Here is a 20,681-nt window from a genome sequence, read left to right as displayed (position 1 = left end):
GTTACTAACTGCTGACTTCAATGGTTGTTCTCGTGCGCTTCACTACAGTTCCTCCCATGAGTGAATGGGTTGTGCTGCTGCGCGGCATCAACGTCGGCGGCATCAACATCAAGATGGTCGACCTCCGCGCAGCTCTGGCCTCGGCCGGCTTCACGAATGTCCGCACGATTCTGGCGACCGGCAACGTACTGCTGCAGTCTCCGCTGGCGGCCGCCGCCTTGAAAGCACAGGTGGAGAGCACGCTCGCCGAGGCGTTCGGCTACCGAGCCTGGGTTGTCGTACTCGACGTCCCGACACTGAGGGCGATAGTGGAGTCCTACCCGTTCGACGCCGAACGGGAGGGCTGGCATCCTTATGTGGTGTTCGGTAACGACGATAGCCATTTGACCGAATTGTCCGCTCTTGCAGTGGAACTCGAGCCCGATCTCGAGAGGATTGCCGAGGGGAACAGCGTGCTCTACTGGGAGGTGCGCAAGGGCAACACCACCGACAGTACGTTCGGAAAAGCCACGGCGAAGGCGAAGTACAAGGCCACGACCACCACGCGGAACGTCCGCACTCTCGTGATGATTCTCGCGTGACCGTTCTCGCTGCGGCATTGGTCGCCGCCGTTCTCGTCTTCGCCATCGTTCGCCCGCGCGGTCTTCCGGAGATCGTTGCTGCACTTCCAGCGGCCGCAGTTGTTCTTCTCGTCGGCCTCGTCAGCCTCGACGCCGCCCGTGAGCAGGTACTCGAACTCGCACCCACCGTCGTCTTTCTGGCGTTCATCCTGATCCTGGCGCATCTGTCGGATGCCCTCGGTGTGTTCACCTGGATCGCTGCGAAGCTACGCCGCGGATCCAAGGGCAGCCCCCGCAGACTGCTGGCCCTCGTGTTCGCCGCTGCCGCTGCCACCACAGCCGTACTGAGCCTCGACGCGACCGTTGTTCTGCTGACACCGGCCATCATCGGTGCCGCTCGTATCCTGGGGATGTCGCCGCGTCCACACAGTTACGCCACTGCGCACCTGTCCAATTCGGCGTCGACCTTGCTGCCGGTGTCGAATCTGACCAACCTACTGGCCTTCGCTGCGACGGGCCTGACCTTCCTGCACTTCACCGCGCTCATGGCACTGCCGTGGATTTTCGCGGTCGCCATCGAACTGGCGGTGTTCCTGATCTTCTTCCGCAAGGATCTGACCCGCACTGCGACACCGACGGACTCCGCGACCGAACACAGCACTGACGACGTCCCAGCACCGCGAAGCACACTCGTCATCCTCGGCGCGACATTGATCGGCTTCGCCGTGGCAGGACTGTTCGATATCGAACCGTTCTGGGTGGCTGCCGTGGGCTCCGTGGCACTGGCAATCCCGGCGCTTCGCGCTCGCCACACCACGCCTCGCGCGATCCTGCGCGGTGCCGATCTGCCCTTCTGTGGCTTCGTCTTCCTTCTCGGCATCGTCGTGCTCGGCGTGACGACGGGCCCGATCGGCGACTGGCTGGCGCGAATCCTGCCGTCCGACACCACCTTCGCGTCCCTGTTGGCCGCAGCTGCCATCGCGGCGGTGGCGTCGAACATCGTCAACAACCTGCCCGCAACATTGCTGCTGCTGGCGGCCTTCGGCGCGGACGCTCCCCCGGCGCTGCTGTTGGCCATGGTGATCGGCGTGAACCTCGGTCCTAACCTGACCTACGTCGGTTCACTGGCGATCATGTTGTGGCGACGCGTCGCATCGGCCAACGACGAGCCGGCGGATCTGAAAACGTTCACCGTGCTCGGTGTCATCACGACCCCGTTGACCATCGTCGGAGCAGTGGCGGGCCTATGGCTGGCGCTGCAGATCTGAGACCCGCACCTCCGCAGGATCAGGTCAGGTGAGACGTGTCGTTGACCAATTTCACCGATGCCCCGCCGTCGGGGTAGAACTCGGCGATGCTCAGCGACGCGAGGTCCAGGTGCATTCGGTAGAGCAGTGACGGTCCGACGTCCAGTGCCAGTTGCAGCAGTGTCTTGATCGGCGTCACGTGTGTCACGACGACGATCGTCTTGCCCGCGTACTCTCCGATCAATCGATCGCGTGCCGCTTCGATTCGAGTGCGCACTGCGTCGAAACTCTCGCCGTTGGGCGGGGTCACCGAGGTATCGCCCAGCCAGGCCCGATGTTGTTCAGGATAGCGGTCTTTCGCCTCCGCGAAGGTCAGACCTTCCCAGTCGCCGAAGTCCGTTTCGGTCAGATCGTCGACGGTGGTCACGTCGAGTCCGAGTGCACCTGCCGCGGCGTCGGCAGTCTGTCGGGCGCGGCCGAGGGGGGACGAGACGATCGCTGCGATGTCGTCGTGTCCGCCGAGCCTTGCCGCTGCAGCGGTGGCCTGTCGAACTCCCAGCTCGGTCAGTTCCGGATTTCCGCGGCCGGAGTATCGCCGGTCGACCGACAGCGCGGTCTGGCCGTGGCGCAACAACAACATTCGGGTGGGGTCGCCCACTGCACCGGTCCACCCGGGGGCCGCCGCGGGTTGCTTCGCGGCCGGTTCGGAATCGGGCAGATCAGGGAGGTCGATCCCCTTGGCCGCGGCATCCATCGCCTCGTTCGCCAGACCGTCGGCGTGTGAGTTCTGCTCCCGCGGAATCCATTGGAAGGTGACGTGATCGAACGTCCGAACAAGCTCCGCCGCTCGGCGATTGAGCGGAATCATGTCGGGATGCTTGACCTTCCAGCGTCCCGACATCTGTTCGACGACGAGTTTGGAGTCCATCCGAACGTCGACCTCACGGGCACCGACGTCCGCGGCCGCCGTCAACGCAGCGATGAGGCCCCTGTACTCGGCCACGTTGTTCGTTGCGATTCCCAGCGCCTCCCGGCGTTCGGCCAACACCTCGCTGCGATCTGCTGTGAACACCACGGCTCCGTATCCGGCGGGACCCGGGTTGCCGCGGGAGCCGCCGTCGGCTTCGACGACGACCCGTTGCGCGGCACTCAAATTCCGGACTCCTTGGTGCGCACCAGGATTGCGTTGCATTCCGAGCAACGAACCAGAGCGTCGGCAGGTTTGTTGGCGATGCTCGCAATTTCGTTGCGGTCGAGCTCGATTCGGCATGCGCCGCATCGGCGGGCCTGCAGCAATGCTGCGCCTCGACCGGTCAGTGCGCGTTGCTTCTCGTACAGCGCCAGCAGATCGGCCGGCATACCCGAGATCAATGCCTCGCGACGCTCGGCGCTCCGCTTCTCGGCGACGTCCAGATCTGCGACAGCGTCGTCGCGGCGACGACCGGCGTCGACCATTTCGTCCTCGATCTGCGTCAACTGCGCTCCGGCGTGTTCGTAATCGCGCTCGCTGGCCTCGCGCTGTTCCATGACTTCGAGCAGTTCTTCCTCGAGGATGCTCTGCCGCCGTTCGAGACTGCCGAGCTCGTGCTGCAGCTCGGTCATCTGCTTGGGCGCAATCGTGCCGCTCTCGAGCATCTTCTTGTCGCGCGCCTCACGCTGGCGAACGGCATCGACTTCGCCCTCGAGCTTGCGGATGTCGCGATCGAGGTCGTCCATCGAGATCTGCACCGTGACGGCAGCATCCTTGCGGGTGATGCGCTCGGCCTCGAGTTTGTCGACCTCCTGCTGCTCGGGGAGGGTCTTTCGGCGATGGGCGATCTGCGAGAGTTCGGTATCCACACCGGCCAATTCGAGTAGCGAGGCCTGGACTTTGGGATCGACGTTCACGCTTGATGACTCCTGCGACTATGGAAGTTGATTCCGATTACCCTACCGGCTGCGCAGAACGTACCGAGCCGGATCCGTCCAGTCCCCCGGTCGCGGGGTTCGTCGGTCACAGCGTCCACGGGTCGGTACGGACATCGCTGACCCTGCTGCTCCAGCCGTCCGTGTCGCCGAATTCGGCGTCCACGATGCTCCTCGCCTGAGCACACCACGGGAACTCCGACGCCCAGTGGGCCGTGTCGATCACCGCGGGCCCACCCGCCCTCAGGTGCTCGTCGACGGGATGATGCCTGAGATCGGACGTGACATAAACGTCGGCGTCGGTCCGCGCGACGGTTGCGAGGAACGAGTCCCCTGCTCCCCCGCACAGGGCGACGATCGACACCGTCGCGTCCGGATCACCCGCTGCTCGCACTCCCCAGCTGGTGGCCGGCAGAGCGTCTCGGACGACATCGGTGAACTCGGCGAGGGTCATCGGATCAGGCAAGCGTCCGATCCGCCCCAGACCGGTGCACGACGGTAGGGCCGCGGACTCGAAGACATCGAACGCGGGCTCCTCGTACGGATGCGCACGTCTGAGCGCGGACTGCATCCGCGCGCGGTCGGCCCGAGATGCCACCACCTCGATTCGGTCCTCGGTCACGGTGTGGACTTCGCCGACGACACCGAGCGTCGGATGAGCACCGGGCTGCGGCCGGAATTGGCCCAGCCCCTCGGTGTGCCAACTCGCTTCGCTGTAGTCGCCGATCTCACCGGCTCCGGCGTCGAACAGCGCCTGGCGCACCGCCGCAGTGTCGGCGGACGGCACGAATACGACCCATTTGTCGTGCGCCGGAGCAGGAATGGGATCGAGTGGCCTGGTGTCGATCACACCGAGGGCCGACGCGAGTGCGTCGGAGACACCGGGATCGGCCGAGTCGGCGTTGGTATGGGCGGTGAACAGCGCGCAGTCGGCCTTGATCAGGCGGTGGATCACCGAGCCTTTGGCGGTGTCGGCCGCAACCGAATCGACTCCTTTGAGCAGCAGAGGGTGATGGGCGACGATGAGGTCGGCACCCCAGGAGATGGCCTCGTCCACGACGGCCGGGGTGACGTCGACGGCGTAGAGCACTTGTCGCACTTCGGATTCCGGATCTCCGCATACCAATCCCACCGAGTCCCAGCTCTCGGCCAATCGAGGCGGGTATGCCTTGTCGAGAACCTCGATGACGTTCGCCAGAGTCACTGCCATGTCGATTGCTCTCCTCACAGAACGGTGTTCAACGCATGCACCAGTATGTCGACGTGTGCCGAGTCCCGTACGGCGACGCGTAGGTAGTTGCGATCCAGTCCGGGAAACGTGTCGCCGCGCCGAACCGCAATTCCCTTCGTGCGCAGGCGTTCTCGGATCCCGTCGGCGCCGTCGACCCGCGCCAGAAGAAACGGCGCTCGCGCCGGTCCGGCAATGTCGAGACCGAGTGCGGTCAGTCTCGCGATCATGGCGTCACGTTCGGCGTCGATACGCAGCGCTTCGGCTCGGGCCTGCTCGACAGCGAACGGCTCGGTACAGGCGCGGATTGCTTCGAGCTGCAGAGTGCCCAGGGGCCAGTGCGCACGGCCCCGCTGCATTCGTTCGAGTACGTCGGGATGGGCCAGAGCGTAGCCGCACCGCAACCCCGCCAATGCCCACGTCTTCGTCAGGCTTCGGAGTACCAGCACGTCCGCGACGCTGTCCGAGGAGACCGACTCTCCTGCTCCCGTCACTGCGTCGGCGAATGCTTCGTCGACCACGACCGTGCGGCCGGGCCTACGCAGACCGAGTACTACTTCTCGGGGATGCAGCACCGACGTCGGATTGGTGGGATTGCCGACGATCACCATGTCGGCGGCCTCGGGCACCAGGCCCCGATCGAGCAGAAACGGCGGCTGGAGTAACACCCGATGCACGGGAATGCCGGCCTGCTCGAGCACCCAGTCGGGCTCGGTGAACGACGGGTGCACGGTTGCCACGAGGGCCGGCTCGAGCCGCGGCAGCATCGCGAATCCTTCGGCTCCGCCACCGAGCAGCAGTACCTCGTCCGGCGAGCGTCCGTGGTGTGCGGCGACCTGCTCCCGAGCCGCCCGCTCGGCTGCCCCCGATGGATACGAACCGAGCGAGTTCAGGGCTGCAGCGAGCCGATCACGAAGCCACGGGGGCGGGCCATCACCGCGCACGTTGACGGCGAAGTCGACGAGGCCCGAGCCGACCTCGAGATCTCCGTGATGACGGAGAAATGCATCGGGGCCGGACGCTGTATCGGACATCGCGACGAGCCTAGCCGTCACGTGCACCGATAGGCTCAGGCCATGTCTGCCGCTCTGCCCGCATCCGTTGTCCTGTTCGATCTCGACGGAACGTTGACCGATTCCGCACCGGGAATTCACGCAGGATTTCGCCACGCGCTGGCCTCGGTCGGCGCTCCCGAACCGACCGAACAGCAACTCTCTCTCGTCGTCGGTCCACCGCTGATCGACACGCTGCGCTCGATGGGCCTGGACGAGGAGGCAGCTCAGCGCGCGCTCGCCGCCTACTTCGACCGCTACGACGAGCGGGGTTGGGCCGAGAACACCGCGTTCGACGGCATCGAGACGGTGCTGACGCGATTGCGGGATCGCGGTGTTCGGCTGGGCGTGGCGACGTCCAAGTCGGAGCGCTTCGCCGTCCGAATTCTCGACCACTTCGGCTTGTCGCGGTACTTCGACTTCATCGGCGGTGCCAGCCACGACGGGTCGCGGCGAGCGAAGTCCGACGTCATCGCGCACTCGCTGACCAATCTCGGCATCGATCCCGTCGAATCCTCGGACGGCGGCACCGCAGGGGTGATCATGATCGGCGACCGCGATCACGATGTGCACGGCGCGGCCCGGTTCGGAATTCCGGCGGTCTACGTGGAATGGGGCTACGGCATCGACGGTGAGAGCGACGACGCCGCGTTCACCGCGTCGGACATGGACGAACTGGCCGCCGTGCTCGAGCAGAACACGGAGGCGTCGCGGTGAGCGAGCCACTGCATGTGACGTTCGTGTGCACCGGAAACATCTGTCGATCACCGATGGCCGAGAAGGTGTTCTCCGCCCACCTGACCGAGGCGGGCCTAAGTGATGCAGTCCGCGTATCGAGCGCGGGAATCGACGGGTGGCATGTCGGCGACGGCGCAGACCCGCGGACGGTCGCGGAACTCGATGCGCACGGCTACGAGAGCGAGCACGAAGCGAACCAGGTGGGACCGGACCACCTCGCCGCCGATCTGATCGTTGCTCTCGACACCGGCCACGCTCGATCTCTACTGCAGTTGGGTGCACCGGCCGATCGGGTGCAGCTGCTGCGTTCGTTCGATCCCGACGCCGACGATGCGTCGGTCGCAGATCCCTACTACTCGTCGGATTCTGCGTTCACCGAGGTGCGAGAACAGATCGAGGACGCCGTGCCCGGCTTGATCGATTGGGCGCGGTCTCGGCTGACCGCCTGACCCGGCTACCGTGGTGGGGTGGAGAAGTTACGGTTCTTGCTACGTCCGAAGTGGTTGGTGCTGGCTGCCGTCGCGCTGGCGTTCGCATTCTTGTGCTTCAGCGTGCTCGCTCCGTGGCAGCTGGGCAAGAACACCTCGACTTCTGCACGCAACGACTTGATCACCCGATCGGTCGGGGCAGATCCGGTGCCGATCACCGACGTTCTCACCGGGAACGGATTCGCGGCCGACGACGAATGGCGGCGGGTGATCGCGCAGGGCAGTTACGTGGAGAATTCCGACGCCCTGGTGCGGCTGCGCAGCATTCGTGAGCAGCCCGCGTACGAGGTCATCACTCCGTTCGTCATCGACGGTGGCCCTACTGTTCTCGTCAACCGCGGATACGTGCTCCCGGTGGAGGGAACGCGACCGCCCGAGTTCGCAGCAGCCCCAACCGGCCCGGTCACTCTCGATGCCCGCGTTCGTCAGGCCGAAGGAACATCACGTGAGCCGATCCAGGAGGACGGCCGCCTGCAGGTGTACAACATCAACCCGGAGCAGATCGGCGCAGCGGTCGGCGTCGACGCGATCGACGGGTACCTGCAGCTCGACGACGGTCAACCCGGTGGCCTCGGCCTCATCGAGCTCCCGCAGACCGACGCGGGCCCCTATCTGTCCTACGGGCTGCAGTGGCTGGCGTTCGGCATCATGGCACCGTTGGGTCTTGCGTATTTCGTCCGCGCCGAGCTGCGGGAGCGACGCATGTCTCGAACCGAGATGGCCGACGCGATGTCCGATCAGTCCGACCCCACGTCCGACGACGATTCCGCGTCGGACGACGAGGAAGAATTCACTCTTCCGACCCGACGCGAGAAGCGGGCCAGGGCCCGCGCGGCATCACAGGCGAGAACGCCGACGGACCCTCGCCTGGCGGATCGATACGGCAAGAACCGCTGACGCAGCCGTCGCGAACTCTTGCACCCGCGTCGACAGGACGACTGCTCGCCGAAGGTCCCGTGCCGTGGGCGCTCGCCCGTCGCCGAGTGTCGGCCTGATCTCCACGCCGTGCCGGTACTGGGTGCGCCCGCCGAGTTGTAGTCCGAGCGCACCCGCCGACGCGGCTTCCGGCACCCCGGCATTGGGGCTGGGATGACGGGACGCGTCGCGTCGCCACACCCGTAGCGCGTGTGCAGCAGAACCCTGCACCAGCGGTGCCGCGAGAACAGTCGCCGCACCCGTGACTCGTGCCGGCACCAGGTTCAGCGCGTCGTCGAGGCGTGCGGCGGCCCATCCGAAACGTAGGTATTTCGGAGACCGGTATCCCACCATTGCATCGAGTGTGTTGCTGGCTCGGTACGCCAGGATTCCCGGTACGCCGGCCAGGGCTCCCCACACCACGACACCGACTGTTGCGTCGGATGTGTTCTCGGCGATGGATTCGAGTGCCGCGCGTGCCAGCCCGTCGGAGTCGAGGAATGCCGGGTCACGTCCGCACAGTGACGGGAGCAATGCGCGTGCGCCGGGCAGGTCGTCTCGGTCGAGGTGATCGGCCATCGCGCGACCTACTACCGACAGCGATGATCCGCCCAGCGCGGCCCACGTCGCGGTAGCCACCAGAGCGGCCTCGGCCGGTGGGCCGAGACGCGACACTGCTCGCGTGGACGCGATTCCGAGTGCGGTGACGCCCCCGACCAGTACGGCGGTATGGATGACACCCGCAATCCTGTTGTCGCGGTAGAGCCGAGCCTCGACGCGAAGGGCAGCCGTTCCGAATCCTGCTACCGGATGCCAGCGCTGTGGGTCTGTGAACACTCGATCCAGGACGTAACCGACCAGCAATCCGATCGCTCGGGGGTGTGTCCACATCGCACGAATCTATCCACCGGCCATCCGGTGTGCGGAATCGGTACGGGTCAGGCCCAGCGCCGGTTGTACGCGCCGGAGAGCTGACGGCTTCTGAAGTCGATGTCGCTTCCGTCGTTGAGCAAGGCTATGGCCATACCGACGAAACCGATTGCTGCTACTACGAACATGGTCATGATTCCCCCAAGAATCGTTGTGGGCCTGCCGCGGCGGTGCCGTGGCCGACGTGTTCCGTGACAGATTGTTACCCGCCGGTAGGGCGATTCCCACTGCTTTGAGGTCGGCGTCACGTGTGTCTGTCGTCACGAGACGCCGGACACATAGAACGTCCAAAATTCAACGGCCACCGCCGATCTCGTGCATTTAGTGACCGCGACTATCGACCGACGGGCACCGCATGCATGTGCGGCTCCTCGGCCACGACCGAGCCGATGAAATCGTCCACCACCTTCACCCGCGCCAACCCCGTCAGCTCCCGCGGAATCACCGTCCAGTAGGTGCGTTCGACCGAGACGAGGCCCGGCAACACCGGAATCAACGTGTCGTCCGGTTCGCCGATGTAGCTGGGCAACGGCGCAATTCCCACGCCGGACCGCGCCGCGATCCACTGGCCGGTGATGTTGTTGGTCTGAATCTGCGCCCGACCGTCGGGCAGAATCGAATCCAGGATGCGCAACGGCGCAACGTCGAGCAGCGCATCCACGTAGGAGATCAGGGTGTGCCCACGCAAACCGTCGACCGAGTCGATCGTCGGCTGCGCAGCCAAATATCGCTCGGCGGCATAGAGCGCCAGGGTGTAGGTCGCCAGTTGCCGGGCCACCACCAACCTGGGCGACGGCCGTTCCAACGTGATGGCAATGTCGAATTCCCTGGTGGCCAACGAGTTGTGCTCGGTGGCGGTGACGAGTTCGATATCCAGATCGGGGTGCTTGTCACGAAGCGCACCCAGCTTCGGCGTCAGAACGAAGGCACCGAATCCGTCCGGGGCAGCGATGCGTACCGTCCCTCGCAGCGATCCGGTATCGGATGTCTGATCTTCGAAGGCGGCGATCAGCGTGGACTCGACGGTTTCGGCGTACCCGACCAGCCTTCGCCCCGCCTCGGTCAATCGCCATCCCGTCGGGGTTCGGTCGAAAAGACGTTGCCCTGCGGACTTTTCGAGTGCCGTGATGCGTCGACCGACCGTGGTGTGGTCCACGCCGAGCGTTCGAGACGCATCGGTCAGACGTCCCGTTCTCGACACTTCGAGGAAATAACGAAGGTGGTCTGGGTTGAACACTCGCCCAGCCTATCCCCCTGTGCATTTATGCACGGCAATCTGCGATTTTGGCCTTTGACATGTGCATCTATTCGAATGAGACTCGAGACACACCGATGGAAGGAACAAACGTTGACCGACGTCATCTCACACTGGCTCGATGGTAAGACTTTTTCCGGATCTTCCGATCGGACGTCACCGGTCACCAACCCCGCCACCGGGGAGGTCACCGGCACGCTCACGCTCGCCGATCGGAGCGATGCCCGCGCCGTCATCGACGCCGCCGCAGCTGCCTTTCCCGCGTGGCGCGACACCTCCCTGGCCAAGCGCACCTCGATCCTCTTCTCCTTCCGAGAACTGCTCAACGCGAAGAAGAACGAGCTGGCCGAGATCATCACGGCCGAGCACGGCAAGGTGCTCTCGGACGCCCTCGGCGAGATTTCTCGCGGCCAGGAAGTGGTCGAATTCGCCTGTGGCATAGCCCATCTACTGAAGGGCAGCTACACCGAGAATGCGTCCACCGGAGTGGACGTCTATTCCATTCGTCAGCCGCTCGGGCCGGTGGCCATCATCTCCCCCTTCAATTTCCCTGCCATGGTGCCGATGTGGTTCTTCCCCATCGCCATCGCCGCCGGTAACACCGTCGTGCTCAAGCCGTCGGAGAAGGACCCGAGTGCCAGCATCTGGCTCGCGCGGCTCTGGGCCGAGGCAGGCCTGCCCGACGGCGTGTTCAACGTGCTGCAGGGAGACAAGGAGGCCGTCGACGAACTGCTCGAGAACAAGAAGATCAAGTCGATCTCCTTCGTCGGATCGACGCCCATCGCCCAGTACGTCTACTCGACAGGCACCGCCAACGGCAAGCGTGTTCAGGCCCTCGGCGGTGCCAAGAACCATGCCGTCGTCCTCCCCGATGCAGATCTCGACCTGGCCGCGGACGCCATGGTCAACGCCGGCTTCGGCTCGGCGGGTGAGCGATGCATGGCCATCTCCGCTCTCGTGGCCGTCGGGAAGATCGCCGACGAGCTCGTCGCCAAGATCGCCGAACGCACCACACCACTGGTTACCGGCGACGGCACCCGCGGTGCCGACATGGGCCCGCTCGTCACCCGGGTACACCGCGACAAGGTTGCGTCCTATGTCGACGCAGGCGAGGCGTCCGGCGCCACGATCGTCGTCGACGGCCGCACCGTCCAACCCGACGGGGCTGCGGACGGATTCTGGCTGGGCCCCACGCTCATCGACCATGTGACACCGGACATGAATATCTACACCGACGAGATCTTCGGTCCTGTGCTCTCGGTCGTGCGTGTCGAGACCTACGACGAAGCCCTCACCCTGATCAACGACAATCCGTACGGCAACGGCACGGCGATCTTCACCAACGACGGCGGGGCGGCGCGGCGTTTCCAGAACGAGGTCGAGGTCGGCATGGTCGGTGTCAATGTGCCGATCCCCGTTCCCATGGCGTACTACAGTTTCGGTGGCTGGAAGAGCAGTTTGTTCGGCGACAGCCACGCTCATGGCACCGAAGGAGTGCACTTCTTCACGCGAGGCAAAGCCGTCACCAGTCGCTGGCTCGATCCCAGCCACGGCGGTATCGATCTCGGCTTTCCTGCAAACAACTGAGTTCTACAAAGCCCATGTGCGTGGAAACTCGTAGCCCACTACGAAGTTCCACGCACATGGAGATACCGCGAAGGAGCACTCCATGGTTGCCAATATCTCTTTCCCACGTTTTCTGAAACTCGGCGGCGGTGCTGTCGAGGAGCTGGGTACGGTACTGACCGACCTGGCCGTATCTCGTCCCCTACTCGTCACCGATGCGTTCATGGCAGGCAACGGTTCGGCCGATCGACTGATGACGATCATGACCGAGGCCGGTAAGTCGCCTGCTCTGTTCTCGGGCACCGTGCCCGATCCGACGACGGATTCTCTGGTCGCCGGTCTCGAAGCGGTGCAGCAGCATTCGGCCGATTCGATCATCGGGTTCGGCGGCGGCAGTCCGATGGACACGGCCAAGGCGTTGGCCATTCTCGCTGTTCAGGGCGGGACTATGCGGGACTTCAAGGCCCCGGTGCTCTCCACCGGTCCGGCGCTTCCGATCATCGCCATTCCGACGACCGCGGGAAGTGGTTCGGAGGCAACGCAGTTCACCATCATCACCGACGTGGCCTCGGACGAGAAGATGCTGTGCCCCGGCCTGTCCTTTCTGCCGATCGCGTCGATCATCGACTTCGAACTGACGATGTCGATGCCGGCGCGTCTGACCGCCGATACCGGCGTCGACGCTCTGACACACGCCATCGAGGCATACGTCAGCAAGAAGGCCAACCCCATCTCCGACGGCTTGGCGCTCAGCGCGATTCGCACCATCGGAACGTCGCTGTTTCGGGCGTACCGAGACGGAGACGACCGGCAGGCACGCGAGGCAATGATGCATGCGTCCACCCAAGCGGGAATGGCGTTCTCCAACGCCAGTGTCTGTCTGGTCCACGGGATGAGTCGACCCATCGGCGCGCATTTCCACGTCGCACACGGACTGTCCAACGCGATGCTGTTGCCCACTGTCACAGCCTTCTCCATCGACGGAGCCCAGGCCCGCTACGCCGACTGCGCCCGCGCCCTCGGTGCGGCATCGGAAGCCGATTCGGACGCGGTTGCCGGTGGCAAGTTGCAGGACGCCATCGTCACGCTGTGCCGTGAGGTCGAAGTTCCCACTCCTGAGACGTTCGGCATCGACAAGTCGACGTGGGACGACCTGTTGCCGTTGATGGCCGAGCAGGCCCTAGCCTCGGGCAGCCCCGGTAACAATCCGGTCGTCCCGACGGCAGAGCAGATCGTCGATCTGTACCGCCAGGTGTACGCCGGGATCTAGGCCGAGTCACCGGACACGCGGGCGGCAACCTTGTCGCGCCGCGTGTTTCGGCGTTGAACGATGATTCCGCCGATCACCGTCACTGCTGCCAGCACGGCCGACAGCAGGATGGACGATCGTTGCTCGGGTCGCACGACCATCATGACGAGGACGAACACGATGAACCCAATAGCCAGGTAGGTCAGCCACGGGTAGAGCCACATCAGAACGGCCGGGCGCTCGCCGTCGCGATCGAGTTGGCGACGCAGCACCAGTTGACTGCTGGCGATGGCCAGGTAGACGAACAGAGCCACGGCACCGGTCGTCGCGAGCAAGTAGGTGAAGAGCTTCTCCGGAAGAATGTAGTTTCCGACGACGGCGAGGAAGCCGAGCACCATCGAGGCGATGACGGCAACCCACGGCACTCCGTTGGCGGTGATCTTCTTGACTGAGCGCGGCGCATCGCCGCGATCGCCGAGCGAGTAGAGCATGCGCGACGCGGTGTAGAGCGCCGAATTCAGGCACGACGCCACGGCGGTCAGAATGACGATGTCCATGATGGTCTCCGCGTGAGGAATTCCCATCTTGGACAACACATACTGGTAGGAGCCGGTTGCCGGGTCCAATTCGTTCCAGGGGACGAGCGCGACGATGACGAAGATCGATCCGAAGTAGAAGATCGAGATACGCCAGATCACCGAGTTGGTGGCGCGGGTGATCCCCTTTGCGGGGTCCTTGGATTCGGCTGCAGCGATGGTGACGATCTCGGATCCCATGAACGAGAACATCGTCGTCAGCATGGCTGCGATCACCGCGCCGAAGCCGAGCGGCATGAAGCCGCCGGAGGCCCACAATTGGTCCACGCCACTGACTTCGGAGTTCGGTAGCCAGCCCAGGATGGCCGCGATGCCGAGACCGATGAACGCGACGATGGCCACGACCTTCACCAACGCGAACCAGAACTCGAACTCGCCGTAATTGCCGACGCTGATCAGGTTGGTCGCGGTGAGCGCAACGACGATGATCAGGGCCCACATCCATTGGGCACCGCCCAGCCAGTTGGTGAGGATGGCGGCAGCGGCGGTCGCCTCGACGGGGATCACCAATACCCAGAACCACCAGTACAGCCAACCGACGGAGAAGCCGGCCCAATGTCCCAGTGCCCGGGTCGCATACGTCGAGAACGAACCTGTGTCGGGGTTGGCGGTGGCCATTTCCCCGAGCATGCGCATCACCAGGATGACGAGGAGTCCGGCGAAGAAGTAGGCCAACAACACCGCAGGTCCCGCGGTGGCGATGGCGTTGGCAGAGCCGACGAACAGTCCGGCACCGATCACTCCGGCTATCGAGATCATCGTCACGTGTCGCGGTTTGAGACTGGTTCCCAGTCCGTGCTCTCCGGTATCTGGCTTATCCGTAATTGCCATTTCAACAGTTCAGCACAAGGTCGGGCCCTCCGCAGCAGGTGACCGAATTGTCCAGACAATCAGTAGTACAAATGGCGGGCTTACGCACGGCCCCTGCCGGGCATACTGACGACATGACTGTCGATGCTGGGCGCACCACGGACTCGATCACCATCGTCGGCGCGGGCATCGCGGGTGCCGCCTGTGCCCGAGTACTGCACGCGGCGGGCGTCCCGTTCCGCATCGTCGATCGAGGACGTGCCCCGGGCGGACGGATGTCCTCCCCCGAGCTTCACGGGCGTCGCGTCGATCTGGGTGCCGGTTACTTCACCGTCCGCGATCAGGATTTCGCGACGGTGGTGTCGGACTGGGAGTCGAGGGGCCTTGCGCGCCAGTGGGCAAACACCTTCGGCATCCTCAAGCCCGACACCGAACCGTGCACCACCACCGGGCCGGTCCGTTGGGCGACACCACACGGGCTTCGTTCTCTGGTGCGAGACTTGCTGGGAGACTTCGATATCGAGGGCTCCTCCGAGTTGACCGACCTACCCGAGGGCCACGTCGTGGTTGCGATGCCCGATCCGCAAGCCGCGCGCATCACGACAGTTGCCGATGCGGTCGAGTACGAACCGGTCATCGCGGTGGCATGTGGATTCGACGGGTTGGATGTGCCGTTCCGCGACGCGGCCTTCGTCAACGACCATCCCGATATCGCGTTCGTCGTCGACGACGGTGCCCGGCGGGGTGACGGTGCGCCCGTGCTGGTGGTTCACACGACCCCCGAGCGGGCACAGCAACACCTCGCCGATCCCGACGCAGTGATCACCCCGGTCCTCGACGCGCTACGCGAACTGTCGGTAATCTCCACGGCACCCAACTGGACGCATGCCCATCGCTGGACGTTCGCAAAGCCTGCGGCGCAACATGATTCGACCTTCGCGCTCGACGAGCGCAGCGGACGGTTCGTCGGATTCGCAGGCGATCAATGGTGTGAATCCGGCGCGCCCAGGGTGGAAAGCGCATGGCGATCGGGCACGGATCTGGGTACGGAACTGGTTGGTCGGCTCCAGAGCTGACGCCGTCACACCTCAGCTGATGAAGGTCACCGTCTCACTCAACGGTGCACGGCTGGTGCGGAATCCGTTGATCGGGTGGCTCTCGTCGGGGTAGCCGAACGAGATGCCGGCTACCACCCTGCGGGTATCCGGGATATCGAACCATTCGTGGACGAACGGCGAGTACGCGGCGAGCGCGGCCTGAGCTATCGCGCCGAGCCCGAGACTCTGCGCGCCCAGCAGGAACGTCTGCAGATACAGCCCGCAGTCGACGGCACCGTAGACACCCAGGTCCGCATCGGTGGTGATGATTGCCGCGTGTGGGGCGTCGAACAGCTCGAAATTGCGAATGAACTGACGCGTCGTCGCCTCGGTGTCGGACTTGACCACACCGATGCTCTCGTACAGTGCTCCACCACATTCGCGTCGCCGAGCGCGGTGCAGGGCGTTGTAATTGGCCGGAAACGGAAAGTCCGGTTGCGGCACACCGGATACCACATGTTTCACCAAGGCGTCGGAGAACTTCCGGGTGGCATCACCTTCGGTGACGATGATCTGCCACGACTGGGTGTTCGACCACGATGGAGTGCGCTGGGCGGCCGCCAACAACTGTTCGAGCACGTCCCGTGATACCTGCTTCGGCAGGAACTGCCGGCATGAGTACCGCTCGTCGAGGAGTTCGGTCAATGCTTCGTACCGGGTCACGTCGTCCGCCTCGTGTCATCGCTGTCGGGTGCGGATCGAACGTAGCACCACCGCTGCGCCCGACGGTCCGCTGTCGGACCGTCGGGCGCGAGGCCGTTACTGAAGTGGCAGGAGGATGTCTTTCACCCGCGGGTCGGTGGCGAGGAACTCCTGGACCGCAGGGTCCTTGAACGCGGCGACGAGGTTCTTGATGTTGTCGCTGCCCGCCCACCGGCTACCGATCGTGAGCTGGCCGGCGAACTCGTCCGGTGCCGGTGGTGCGAAGATCTGCTTCTCGACGGGAATTCCGGCCGCGAGGTAGTACTCCGTATAGCCCACTGCTGCATCGAGATCCGGCAATGCCCGCGATTGCGCGGCGAAGTCCAGCAACGTGAACTTCAGGTTCTTCGGGTTTCCGACGATGTCCTTCTGCGTGGCCGTCGACTTGTCGACCGCGGGGTCGAGGGTGATCAGACCGGCTCGCTCGAGTACCCACAGACCCTGCGCTTCGTTGGCGGGATCCGAGTAGAGCGAGACCGTTGCGCCGTCCGGCAGTTGCGCTGGGTCGGAGTACTTGCCGGACCACAATCCGAAGCCCCAACGGAACACCGGGGTTGCGGCCTCTTCCTGGAAGTCGGGGTTGGATTCGAGTACCTGTCCGAGCCACAGCTTGTGCTGGTACACCGTGGCGGCCACCTCGCCCTCACTCACCGCGCGGTTGATGGTGTTGCTGTCGGCGAGTCCGCGGAATGCAACCGTGATGCCGTACTTGGGAGCTACCTGATCGGCGACGAATTCGACGAGTGCCTGCTCGGATGCGTTGCCTTCGGCAGTGGCGACGACGAGTGTTGCGCCCTCGGTTTCGTTGGCCGAGGCCGTGTCGCCGAAGAACGCGATGCGGACAACCACGGCGAGTGCGATCAGCAGCACGACGGCCCCGATGATCCAGGGCGCTTTCCGACGGTTCTTCAGCTCGAAGCCGTGCGCTTCGGTGGACGTTGTCATGATGGATGAGACCTTTCGAATGTGGTTCAAGCAGTGCGCAATGCGCGCTGATGAGGTGTGGTGAAGCGAACGAGCGCATCGCCGACGAGCTGCACGACGGCGACAGTGAGAATCAGGATGACGATCGTGGCGATCATGACGGTGTGATCGAATCTTTGGTATCCGTATGTGACTGCGACATAACCGATTCCGCCCGCTCCGATGGTGCCGGCGATGGCCGAGTATTCGATCATGGCGATGACGTTGATGGTCAGGCCTCCGATGATCGACGGCACGGCCTCGGACAATTGTGTGGTGGTCACCTGCAGCGTGGAACCGCCGGACGCCCGGGCGACGTCGACCACCGACGTCGGGACCGAGCGGAGAGAGTTCTCGACGATGCGGGTGAAGAATGCGATGCCCGCCAACGACATCGGTACCACCGCGGCTGCAATACCGATGTTGGTTCCGGTGATCCAACGAGTGACCGGAACCAACGCAGCCATCAAGATCAGGAACGGCAACGACCGCCCGATGCTGACGATCCAGCTGATCGGCGCATGGAACACCGGGTTTTCGAACAGTCCGCCGGGGCCGAGGTTGAACAGCACCGCTCCGAGCGGCACACCGACGAGCACCACGATGAACATCACGATGCCGACCATGGTCAGTGTGTCGCCGAGCGCAGGCAGGAGCAGAGCAGGCAGCTCGTCGACGGGAACTTTGTTGCCAGCGGCCAGAATTGCGATCACGACGCAGCCTCGAGAATCGGCTGCTCGGTGAGCGGCGAACCGGACAACCCCAACGCTTCCAGTGCACCGGGGACGCGTCCGCTCAGGTGTGCGCCGATCCCGAGCGAAGCGCTGCCGACCGTCACTCCAGAGACAACCTGAACCGATGCTCCGAGCAGCGCGACCGGTGCGCCCAGGTCCTGGCCCAGCCGCGTGATCCAGTCCTGCGGAACGTCGGGCGAGTCGTAGGTGACGTGCCAGTGCACGTCTCCGGCTGCAGCTTGTGCGTCGTCACGCCTGGGGCGCAGCTCGTTGCCGAGCGCCGACGTGTGGTCGGTCAGTAGGTCGACCAACCGACCCGATTCGACGATGCGTCCGTGATCGAGTCTCGCCACCGAATCAGCAGCTCGCAGAACGGTATCCATCTCGTGCGTGATGAACACGATGGCGAGGTCGAGGTCGCGGCGAAGTTCGCGCAGCAACTCGACCACCGATTCGGTCGTCTGTGGATCCAGGCCGGAGGTGGCCTCGTCGGAGAGCAGCACCGACGGCCGCAGGGCCAACGCTCGCGCAATTCCCACTCGTTGACGCTGTCCGCCCGAGAGCTGAAACGGATACCGACCTGCTTTGTCGGACAGATCTACTCGGTCGAGAAGCTCCCCCACACGCCTGGCCGTCTCTGCCTTCGTGGCCCCGAGGAACTCCAGCGGCAGGGCGACGTTCTCCGCCACCGTTCGACGCGAGAGCAGGCTCGACGATTGAAACACCGTGCCGATGCGGCGCCGCGCGACCCGAAGCTGCTTGGCGTTCAACTGCGCCAGGTCGTCTCCGTTGACGATCACCGAGCCAGAGGTGGGACGGGTCAGCAGGTTGATGCATTGGGCCAGCGTGCTTTTGCCGGCACCACTCGGGCCGACGACAGCCAGAATTTCGCCGGACTGCACCGTGAAATCCAGCCGGTCGAGAACGACGGTTCGACTGTCCCCCGTCCCGTACGTCTTGGTCAATTGCGCTATTTCGATCATGCTCCGACGCTCTTTTCAGTGATGTGACTGCGCAACACTGAGGTATCGGAGCGCTGCCGACCAGCTATCGACTCATCACGATCCGAACTGTTCCCACCGGCCCGGGTCGTCGGTAGCGTCGCACCGCTGCATGTTCGTCAAGACTGCCCTGCCGAAGGAGTTTCCTAGTGCCACGCGAGATCCGTTTCAATGCCTTCGACATGAATTGCGTTGCGCATCAGTCCCCCGGTTTGTGGCGTCATCCACTCGACCAGTCGTGGCGGTACAAGGAGCTCGGCTATTGGACCGACCTGGAAACTGTTGGAACGCGGCCTGTTCGACGGTTTGTTCGTCGCCGATGTGTTAGGCACCTACATACCCGATCTCCGAGTTGTCGTGAGTAGGCAGGTCGACAGTGTCTGGGAAGAGCGTCACGGGCATCTTGGGGACGAAGCCAGCGCCGTCGCCCGGCATCGGTATGAAGGTCTCCCCCGTGGTCGAGGGGGACGGAGGAATCTGGACTGTGCCGATCAAGAGATTTACGTGTGAGTCGAACATTCCTGTCTCTAATTAAACACATCACCAGCAAGTTGGGTAGTAGACCCAGTTCTATCCGGAGATGACAGAGGTTGTCGGTACCGACCGTTATAGTTCCGGCATGGACGCAATCTGGACCTTTCTCAGTCAACCGGGCTTTTGGTGGGGTGTTGTGATCTCCGGTGTGTTGACGGGGATAGTCGCGCCCCTAATCGCCAAAAGGTCGCTCCGTAAGAGTGACGAACGTAAGGCGGCAAGTGATACGACGATCCAAACTCGCAAAGAAGAGCACGAGCGCGAGCTGGACCAGAAAAAGGCCGATCGTGAGCAGGATGAGCGCAACAAGGCCATCGTGTTCGAAGCTGCGACGGACTACGCCTCCACCGTCACTGACCTCCTTGTGAGCGCGATCGACGAGAAAGGCATCTTCAACCTGATCAGGGATCAATTCTTGACCGACCAGGGAGCGATTGACCCCAATGCCATCGAGAAGATCGCGTTTGCACAGACCCAAGTCTCTGAGTTGAAGCGGCTGGGCCTGTCGCTCACCAACCTCAAGATGTTTGCCTCGAAGGAACTGATGGATTCAGCCGTTCGGGTCTACACCGCGATGCAGACAGTTGCACAGTCGGTGACAAACGTTCTTGCCAAAAAGGCAGCTATGGATGCGGCAGCCATCGAGTTGGATCAGTTCGTCAACATCTTCCGCACTGAACGGGGGCTGCCTGTGTACGAAAAGTCTGACGCTGAGCAGGCACAGGCCGGTTATCTAAAGACTCTGAAAGCACAGGTCGACGCGTTCCGCGCTGAGTCTCGCGGAATGTCCCGAAACTCAGGTCTTCGCACCGGCCGATAGAAAAGACCACCCTCATCAGGCGGTCTCGTGTGTCATGTTGCGGCCCAGCGCCTCCTTCGATGAAGTAGACGGTTTGGTCTGCGCACCGTTCTTAGCGGCTTCCTGAGCAGCTTTGACGATTTTGTCTGCGTCAGCTTTGGCCTTGACAAGCTTCTTCTCCGCGTCCTCAATGAGGACCTTGGCTTGCGCTTTGGCCTCGTCAGTTGCACCGGAGTCAGACTCGGCATCTGGTTTCCGCTCCTGAGCTTGTTGCATCCACATATATGGGACTATTTACGCACAGATTGATCG

The 20,681-nt window shown here is 63.7% G+C and carries 22 protein-coding genes and 1 pseudogene; 10 read left to right on the top strand and 13 right to left on the bottom strand.

The genetic code is table 11. The features are described 5' to 3' along the window. Window positions 1–56 precede the first annotated feature (56 nt). Both RFA01S_RS17405 and RFA01S_RS17400 read left to right on the top strand, forming a co-directional pair. Complete coding sequence (locus RFA01S_RS17405; RefSeq protein ID WP_032406722.1) at window positions 57–581, top strand: DUF1697 domain-containing protein; 525 nt, start codon at window positions 57–59, stop codon at window positions 579–581. Beyond that, the gene (locus RFA01S_RS17400; RefSeq protein WP_032406723.1) at window positions 578–1,828 is read left to right on the top strand and encodes an SLC13 family permease; all 1,251 of its coding nucleotides are present in this window, start codon (window positions 578–580) and stop codon (window positions 1,826–1,828) included. Before RFA01S_RS17405 ends, RFA01S_RS17400 begins: the two co-directional genes overlap by 4 nt. Window positions 1,829–1,847: 19 nt before the next feature. Here the strand turns inward: RFA01S_RS17400 and RFA01S_RS17395 are convergent, their stop codons facing one another. From RFA01S_RS17395 to cobC, 4 genes are all read right to left on the bottom strand, one after another. Next, window positions 1,848–2,960: a bifunctional RNase H/acid phosphatase gene (locus tag RFA01S_RS17395; protein ID WP_032406724.1), complete on the bottom strand. Its 1,113-nt coding sequence runs from the start codon at window positions 2,958–2,960 to the stop codon at window positions 1,848–1,850. Beyond that, window positions 2,957–3,694 (bottom strand): zinc ribbon domain-containing protein, encoded by a 738-nt coding sequence (locus tag RFA01S_RS17390; protein ID WP_027497425.1) that lies wholly within the window; start codon window positions 3,692–3,694, stop codon window positions 2,957–2,959. The genes RFA01S_RS17395 and RFA01S_RS17390 overlap by 4 nt, the downstream gene beginning before the upstream one ends. A gap of 106 nt (window positions 3,695–3,800) precedes the next feature. After that, window positions 3,801–4,922: a Nif3-like dinuclear metal center hexameric protein gene (locus RFA01S_RS17385; RefSeq protein ID WP_032406725.1), complete on the bottom strand. Its 1,122-nt coding sequence runs from the start codon at window positions 4,920–4,922 to the stop codon at window positions 3,801–3,803. A 14-nt stretch (window positions 4,923–4,936) separates the two neighbouring features. Further along, window positions 4,937–5,974: an Rv2231c family histidinol phosphate aminotransferase CobC gene (gene cobC / locus RFA01S_RS17380; protein WP_032406726.1), complete on the bottom strand. Its 1,038-nt coding sequence runs from the start codon at window positions 5,972–5,974 to the stop codon at window positions 4,937–4,939. 42 nt (window positions 5,975–6,016) lie between these two features. On the opposite strand from cobC, the gene RFA01S_RS17375 reads away from it, so the two are divergent. The 3 genes from RFA01S_RS17375 to RFA01S_RS17365 are packed head-to-tail and all read left to right on the top strand — an operon-like array spanning window position 6,017 to window position 8,115. Beyond that, window positions 6,017–6,709, top strand: coding sequence for an HAD-IA family hydrolase (locus RFA01S_RS17375; RefSeq protein ID WP_032406727.1), 693 nt, complete (start codon window positions 6,017–6,019; stop codon window positions 6,707–6,709). Beyond that, window positions 6,706–7,179: a low molecular weight protein-tyrosine-phosphatase gene (locus RFA01S_RS17370; RefSeq protein ID WP_174557281.1), complete on the top strand. Its 474-nt coding sequence runs from the start codon at window positions 6,706–6,708 to the stop codon at window positions 7,177–7,179. The genes RFA01S_RS17375 and RFA01S_RS17370 overlap by 4 nt, the downstream gene beginning before the upstream one ends. An 18-nt stretch (window positions 7,180–7,197) precedes the next feature. Next, the gene (locus RFA01S_RS17365; RefSeq protein ID WP_032406728.1) at window positions 7,198–8,115 is read left to right on the top strand and encodes an SURF1 family cytochrome oxidase biogenesis protein; all 918 of its coding nucleotides are present in this window, start codon (window positions 7,198–7,200) and stop codon (window positions 8,113–8,115) included. Here RFA01S_RS17365 and RFA01S_RS17360 read toward each other — a convergent pair. The 3 genes from RFA01S_RS17360 to RFA01S_RS17355 all read right to left on the bottom strand — a co-directional run bounded on the left by RFA01S_RS17360 (window position 8,056) and on the right by RFA01S_RS17355 (window position 10,300). Next, a complete protein-coding gene (locus tag RFA01S_RS17360; RefSeq protein WP_032406729.1) occupies window positions 8,056–9,024 on the bottom strand; it encodes a cobalamin biosynthesis protein in 969 nt (322 codons plus the stop codon). The two genes, RFA01S_RS17365 and RFA01S_RS17360, sit on opposite strands and share 60 nt — an antisense overlap. 47 nt (window positions 9,025–9,071) lie before the next feature. Further along, on the bottom strand, window positions 9,072–9,197 hold the full coding sequence (locus RFA01S_RS28200; RefSeq protein ID WP_255032530.1) for a hypothetical protein: 126 nt from the start codon (window positions 9,195–9,197) through the stop codon (window positions 9,072–9,074). Window positions 9,198–9,397: 200 nt separating this feature from the next. Next, complete coding sequence (locus RFA01S_RS17355) at window positions 9,398–10,300, bottom strand: LysR family transcriptional regulator (protein WP_032384613.1); 903 nt, start codon at window positions 10,298–10,300, stop codon at window positions 9,398–9,400. A 75-nt stretch (window positions 10,301–10,375) separates the two neighbouring features. Here RFA01S_RS17355 and RFA01S_RS17350 point away from each other — a divergent pair, with 75 nt between their 5' ends. Continuing rightward, entirely contained in the window at window positions 10,376–11,905 is a 1,530-nt protein-coding gene (locus tag RFA01S_RS17350; protein WP_032406730.1) for a CoA-acylating methylmalonate-semialdehyde dehydrogenase, read from the top strand. Between the two features lie 82 nt (window positions 11,906–11,987). Then, window positions 11,988–13,154 carry an iron-containing alcohol dehydrogenase gene (locus RFA01S_RS17345; RefSeq protein ID WP_032406731.1) on the top strand — a complete coding sequence of 389 codons (1,167 nt, stop codon included), beginning with the start codon at window positions 11,988–11,990 and terminating at the stop codon, window positions 13,152–13,154. Here RFA01S_RS17345 and RFA01S_RS17340 read toward each other — a convergent pair. Continuing rightward, a complete protein-coding gene (locus RFA01S_RS17340; RefSeq protein ID WP_027497435.1) occupies window positions 13,151–14,560 on the bottom strand; it encodes an amino acid permease in 1,410 nt (469 codons plus the stop codon). The two genes, RFA01S_RS17345 and RFA01S_RS17340, sit on opposite strands and share 4 nt — an antisense overlap. Window positions 14,561–14,673: 113 nt before the next feature. On the opposite strand from RFA01S_RS17340, the gene RFA01S_RS17335 reads away from it, so the two are divergent. Beyond that, the gene (locus tag RFA01S_RS17335; protein ID WP_032406732.1) at window positions 14,674–15,615 is read left to right on the top strand and encodes an NAD(P)/FAD-dependent oxidoreductase; all 942 of its coding nucleotides are present in this window, start codon (window positions 14,674–14,676) and stop codon (window positions 15,613–15,615) included. 12 nt (window positions 15,616–15,627) lie between these two features. Here the strand turns inward: RFA01S_RS17335 and RFA01S_RS17330 are convergent, their stop codons facing one another. The 4 genes from RFA01S_RS17330 to RFA01S_RS17315 all read right to left on the bottom strand — a co-directional run bounded on the left by RFA01S_RS17330 (window position 15,628) and on the right by RFA01S_RS17315 (window position 19,018). Beyond that, complete coding sequence (locus RFA01S_RS17330; protein WP_032406733.1) at window positions 15,628–16,299, bottom strand: nitroreductase; 672 nt, start codon at window positions 16,297–16,299, stop codon at window positions 15,628–15,630. 96 nt (window positions 16,300–16,395) lie between these two features. Then, window positions 16,396–17,283 carry a MetQ/NlpA family ABC transporter substrate-binding protein gene (locus tag RFA01S_RS17325; RefSeq protein WP_032406734.1) on the bottom strand — a complete coding sequence of 296 codons (888 nt, stop codon included), beginning with the start codon at window positions 17,281–17,283 and terminating at the stop codon, window positions 16,396–16,398. A 26-nt stretch (window positions 17,284–17,309) separates the two neighbouring features. Beyond that, window positions 17,310–18,014 carry a methionine ABC transporter permease gene (locus RFA01S_RS17320; protein WP_032406735.1) on the bottom strand — a complete coding sequence of 235 codons (705 nt, stop codon included), beginning with the start codon at window positions 18,012–18,014 and terminating at the stop codon, window positions 17,310–17,312. Continuing rightward, the gene (locus RFA01S_RS17315) at window positions 18,011–19,018 is read right to left on the bottom strand and encodes a methionine ABC transporter ATP-binding protein (RefSeq protein ID WP_032406736.1); all 1,008 of its coding nucleotides are present in this window, start codon (window positions 19,016–19,018) and stop codon (window positions 18,011–18,013) included. Before RFA01S_RS17315 ends, RFA01S_RS17320 begins: the two co-directional genes overlap by 4 nt. Before the next feature lie 167 nt (window positions 19,019–19,185). Between RFA01S_RS17315 and RFA01S_RS17310 the strand changes: the two are divergent. Continuing rightward, window positions 19,186–19,372: pseudogene (locus tag RFA01S_RS17310) on the top strand (5,10-methylene tetrahydromethanopterin reductase); the annotation flags it as partial. 283 nt (window positions 19,373–19,655) lie between these two features. Beyond that, on the top strand, window positions 19,656–20,390 hold the full coding sequence (locus tag RFA01S_RS17305; RefSeq protein WP_032406737.1) for a hypothetical protein: 735 nt from the start codon (window positions 19,656–19,658) through the stop codon (window positions 20,388–20,390). 15 nt (window positions 20,391–20,405) lie between these two features. Here RFA01S_RS17305 and RFA01S_RS17300 read toward each other — a convergent pair whose 3' ends face one another. Then, window positions 20,406–20,645 (bottom strand): hypothetical protein, encoded by a 240-nt coding sequence (locus RFA01S_RS17300; protein WP_169879454.1) that lies wholly within the window; start codon window positions 20,643–20,645, stop codon window positions 20,406–20,408. Between the last annotated feature and the right edge of the window lie 36 nt (window positions 20,646–20,681).

This window comes from Rhodococcoides fascians NBRC 12155 = LMG 3623, from assembly GCF_001894785.1.
Taxonomy (GTDB): Bacteria; Actinomycetota; Actinomycetes; order Mycobacteriales; family Mycobacteriaceae; genus Rhodococcoides; species Rhodococcoides fascians.
The sequence above is the reverse complement of the archived record's forward strand: the minus strand, read 5'-3'. Positions and strand labels throughout refer to the sequence as shown.